Source organism: Haloquadratum walsbyi J07HQW2 (assembly GCF_000415985.1).
GTDB lineage: Archaea > Halobacteriota > Halobacteria > Halobacteriales > Haloferacaceae > Haloquadratum > Haloquadratum walsbyi_B.
Genome location: NZ_KE356561.1, coordinates 1,959,713 through 1,964,517 on the forward strand (window position 1 = coordinate 1,959,713; position 4,805 = coordinate 1,964,517).

Consider the following 4,805-nt stretch of genomic DNA (forward strand, 5'->3'; position numbering starts at 1 on the left):
GAACGATCAGCCCGATGCGATCAAAACAATATATGAAACTGCATAATGAGAAATGATCATACCGAATAAAAATAGCGTGAATAGGATTCGTTGGTTTCGATACTCAATTACTGAATCTGTCACCGTCAACCCTGCCAGCATTAAGAATAACAACGCACCACTTGTGCGACTGTTGACCGACAGGACTGTAAAAAATGCAAACATCGACATGGGAAGAAACGCCGACAGAAATGCTAATCGACGATTTACCACTACCTGATAGCATTTGAATGCAGCTACGGGCGCGAATGCGAATAAAAGTGGACTTACTGTTTTAAATTCCCATGTGAGTGGAATATCGCTCAGTAGAGCATATATTGGATGGAGCAACACAATCCGGAGCATCGCATTCTTCATCCATTTTCCACCAACGGTCGGATCCCACACGCCATTGGTAATCACCAGTTGTGCCAGTCGTTTCTCTTTCGATGCATCCCAAGCAAGGACATGATTCAAAACGGAATTGTGTAATAACAACGCAGCCGCAACAACAAAAATCGCGAGCGGTAGATACCGTCGTGGGATCAGTCCGGCGTAGCCTGCAACGACAATTCCTGCAATAATTACCAGTACAGCCAGTATTGGTACATTATTTCCGAATCGAGTGACTGTTCGCGCCCCAAGCACTGCAGCGAACGGGAGTATACATAACCCGAGGGACCACGGATTCCACATTTGTGAGAGAAGTCCAAGCGGGAGTGGACTTGAGTCGACATACCTTCTATCGAGCATGAATAGTCCACTCAAACCGATTGTCGCAGCCATACCGAGCACAGACACAGAGAAAACTCGGTCGACACCAACCAATGGGAGAAATGCGTTCAGCACAAATCCACCCAACATCCACATCATCAAACTCACACCCAGTGAGTACAGGACTGTGTACGTTAGATCAATCCGTTCGACATCAAGAATACGAATGATGAACAATCCTGGAAGGAACGTCAAGATTGGGACGATGATTACTGGTCGAAGGAGACTCAGTTCAACTCCCAACTGTTCAATCAGAAGCACTCCAGCGAACAGACCGATTATGAATAACAATAGATGCCGCTCTCGAAGATCCGTAAGCGAACTCGGGAGTGTTGATTGCAGTTGCGTCCACCAGTACTCCCGAACAGACATATTCTTTATTCGTGTGTCTAGATAAAAATCTGCTTCCCGAGGTATCTTATATGATGCTCAAACAGTACTAACTGTGTCATCTCGTCGGAAAATCTGGCTCACTCGGGCAATTGCCGTTATGCTACTCGCTGCTATCATGAGTACTGGTTACCTTGCAATGAATCCAGGATTGACGACTGCTGCGCACTCAGAATTCTTTATTGATCCGGCTGAACCGCAGACGAATACCACGACCACAGCATCATATCCTGATCGTCTTCAGCCGAATGCAACGACAAATGTGACACTTGGTATTGGCAATCATGAGCATCAATCGTTTTCATATCGCATCACTGTTGTGTGGAATGAAACAACGACTCAGTCACACCAACTTCGCCTTGCAGACAATGAGACTCGGTTGTACCCAGTTCAACTGGAGGCTCCCTCAGAACCCGCTCGGTACCGTGTGCAATTTCAGCTATACAAACAGAATGAGACTAATCCAGCGCTTCAGACACGGCTTTTCATCCGAGTCAATGAGACAGCGACCACGCCTCGGTAGATATTTACCGGCTGTGACATCATATTTTGATAGATATGAGTGATTCCGCTTCGCCGAGTGTAACGGTTCCAACAGATTTGTATGATCAGTTACAGACACGAGTAGGTCAAACAGAGTTCGATTCAGCAGATGCATATGTTCAACACGTCCTAAGAGTTACCTTCGAGCATCTCGAAAGAGACCAAATAAACACCGAGCAACCGACCGTGACCGACCAGCAGGTCGAAGACCGTCTCAGATCACTTGGATATCTCAACGATTAGATGCGTATCGCATTTGTCTACGACGCTGTATTTCCCTACGAGAAAGGCGGTGCACAGAAACGTATCTGGGAACTCGCTCGTCGACTCGCAACTGATCATGATGTCCACCTCTATGGCATGCATTACTGGGACGGACCAACAACTATCGAGCGCGAGGGCGTCACACTACACGGTGTGTGCGAACCCATCGAGCTCTATACCGAGGGGCGAAGGTCAATTCTACAGGCATTATATTTTGCTCTCTGGCTTATACCTGCACTACTGACTAAAGAATTCGATATTATCGACTGTCAGGAGTTCCCGTATTTTCCATGTTTCGTTGCAAAGGCGAACAGTCTCATAACCGGGGCAACACTAGTTATTACTTGGTATGAGGTCTGGGATAAGTACTGGTATGAGTATCTGGGGCTGAAGGGGGTATTTGGACAACTTATCGAACGGTTCACGACACGACTCCCAGCAAGGATCATCCCGATTTCAAGTTTTATTGCCGACGATCTCCGTGCGATTGGCACGACAAAACCACTTACCGTGGTCGAAAATGGTGTTGATTTTGATAATTTACAGTCGATTCCAGCTAGCGACACGAGCTGGGATCTGCTATTCGTCGGACGACTCTCCGAGCACAAGCGTGTAAACCAGCTAATAGCAGCGATTCCAGAAATCGAACGTCAAATCCAAACATCGCTCACAATCGGGATTATCGGCGATGGACCCGAACGAGAGGAGCTCGAAACACAGGCTGAGACACTTGATATCGAGAGTGAAATCACATTCTTAGGATTTGTTGATGCCGATCGCGATGTTATCGCACACCTCAAAGCCGCCTCAGTGTTTGTTCTTCCATCAATTCGTGAGGGATTTCCGAATACTATTCTTGAGGCTAACGCTTGCGGGACGCCTGCAGTCGTTGTCTCTCACCCGGAGAATGGCTCAACTGCAGTCGTTGACGACGGACAGAACGGGATTCATCACCGACCCAACAGCTGATGCCCTAGCACAGCAGTTGACGGACTGTCTAACAGACGAGACCACACTCACTCAGGTTTCAACGCATGCCCACTCGTATGGAGAAGCCCACGCATGGGATCGTATTGTAACAGAATTAGAGGAGGCATATTCAAGTGCCATGTCTACGGATGCATAGTTGATGACCGAGAGAATTGTCGTCACTGGCGGCGCTGGATTCATTGGATCTCATCTTGTCGAGCGCCTTGCTTCAGATACGACTGAAATACTGGTTCTCGACACCGAGGCTAACGGGGATCGCTCGTTGCTTGATATTGATCCACAGTTTGAATCCGTTGATATCCGTGATCAGGCACTCGAATCTATACTGACTGAGTTTGACCCTGATACGATATATCATCTTGCAGCATTACATTATATCCCATATTGTAACGCCAATCCTGAGGAGGCATTCGAGGTCAACGTCATGGGGACGCGTAATATATTGAACGTGGCTCGCCAACTTGATTCACTCTCGAACATTGTCTTTGCCTCGACAGCTGCTGTCTACCCGCCTCGTGATGAGGCTAATCATGAATCCACAACGACCGGACCGATGGATATCTATGGTCGAACCAAGCTTATCGGTGAAGATCTCTGTCGACTCTTTGCACAGGAAACAAACGTCTCTATCACCGCAGCTCGTCTATTCAATGTCTATGGTCCGAATGAAACGAACGAACATCTGATCCCAGCGATTCTACAGCAAGTGCGTGCTGGCAGACGCGACATCGAACTTGGAAATCTCAGCCCAAAGCGCGACTTTATTCATGTTGATGATGCCGCCAGGGCATTGGAGTGTCTTGGTACGCAATTCAAAGGCACGTTCGAACCGTATAATATTGGCACGGGCGACCCCTACTCGGTTCGTGAAGTTGTTGAAGAAACGAGTGCTGCACTTGATGAATCAATCACTATCACCCAAGATGACGACCGTACCCGCGAGAGTGACCGCCCACATCTTGAGGCCGATGTTTCCAAACTCACCACGGACTTTGCGTGGGAACCACACGTTAATTTCCGCGAGGGACTCCGAGAATTGCTCACACAAAATAGAGAGGTGCTCGTGACGTGACGAATCGGAATATTGTGATGGTCACGTACGATAGTCTCCGTGCTGATCACTGTGGACATTTGGGATATGAGCGGGATACCACACCCCATCTTGATGCACTCGCTGAGGAGGGCATGAGCTTCCCACGTGCTATCGCCCCTGCATCACGAACGAATCCCTCGATGGCAGGAACACTCACAGGAGAGCCGATGGTTGCCAGAGACCGCGTCGCTGATCCATCATACTCGAGTCAACACTTAGCTCGACACGGGACACTTGCCGAGGAGCTATCCGAATCAGGGTACACGACAGGGGCGTTCAATCCGAATGCATACGCCTCTCGACATTATGGCTTCGACCGCGGTTTCGATCATTTCGAGGACTTTCTCTTCTCGACAGACTGGTATCAAGAAATCTTCCAGAATCACCTCTCAGACTCGACGCTATACACTCTTATACGAAATTTCAGGAATTATCTTCGTCGTGAAGAGGCGTTCAAAACGTGGGACCGATATATCGATCAGATTGAAGAGTGGGTGACGGCACAGTCCGAGCCATTCTTTTTATGGGTGTTTTCACTCGACACGCACTTTCCTCATCTTACCCCACGTGGACATCGGAAGTGGAGTTCTCTATTCCAACAGTACTACTACAACTGGCGTTGCAATCAGCTGATTGATGAGATGGATCCGGACCTCTCTCAGAAGGAAATCCAGAAAATCGTCGACATCTATGATGACTCAATTCGCTTCGGCGATGTGTTGTTGTACGAACT

Annotated in this window: 6 protein-coding genes; 5 read left to right on the top strand and 1 reads right to left on the bottom strand. The window is 48.2% G+C overall.

What is annotated here, in order from left to right; translation table 11 throughout:
* Positions 1-6: 6 nt before the first annotated feature.
* Positions 7-1,164 carry a DUF1616 domain-containing protein gene (locus tag J07HQW2_RS09140; protein WP_021055184.1) on the bottom strand — a complete coding sequence of 386 codons (1,158 nt, stop codon included), beginning with the start codon at positions 1,162-1,164 and terminating at the stop codon, positions 7-9.
* 73 nt (positions 1,165-1,237) lie between these two features.
* Between J07HQW2_RS09140 and J07HQW2_RS09145 the strand changes: the two genes are divergently transcribed.
* The 5 genes from J07HQW2_RS09145 to J07HQW2_RS09165 all read left to right on the top strand — a co-directional run.
* The gene (locus J07HQW2_RS09145) at positions 1,238-1,705 is read left to right on the top strand and encodes a DUF1616 domain-containing protein (protein ID WP_048075220.1); all 468 of its coding nucleotides are present in this window, start codon (positions 1,238-1,240) and stop codon (positions 1,703-1,705) included.
* 35 nt (positions 1,706-1,740) lie between these two features.
* A complete protein-coding gene (locus J07HQW2_RS09150) occupies positions 1,741-1,968 on the top strand; it encodes a hypothetical protein (RefSeq protein WP_021055186.1) in 228 nt (75 codons plus the stop codon).
* Positions 1,969-2,958: a glycosyltransferase family 4 protein gene (locus tag J07HQW2_RS09155; RefSeq protein WP_021055187.1), complete on the top strand. Its 990-nt coding sequence runs from the start codon at positions 1,969-1,971 to the stop codon at positions 2,956-2,958. It begins immediately after the preceding gene.
* A 160-nt stretch (positions 2,959-3,118) separates the two neighbouring features.
* Entirely contained in the window at positions 3,119-4,051 is a 933-nt protein-coding gene (locus J07HQW2_RS09160) for an NAD-dependent epimerase/dehydratase family protein (protein ID WP_021055189.1), read from the top strand.
* A 17-nt stretch (positions 4,052-4,068) separates the two neighbouring features.
* The coding region (locus J07HQW2_RS09165; protein WP_021055190.1) for a sulfatase-like hydrolase/transferase at positions 4,069-4,805 on the top strand (737 nt) is incomplete at its 3' end.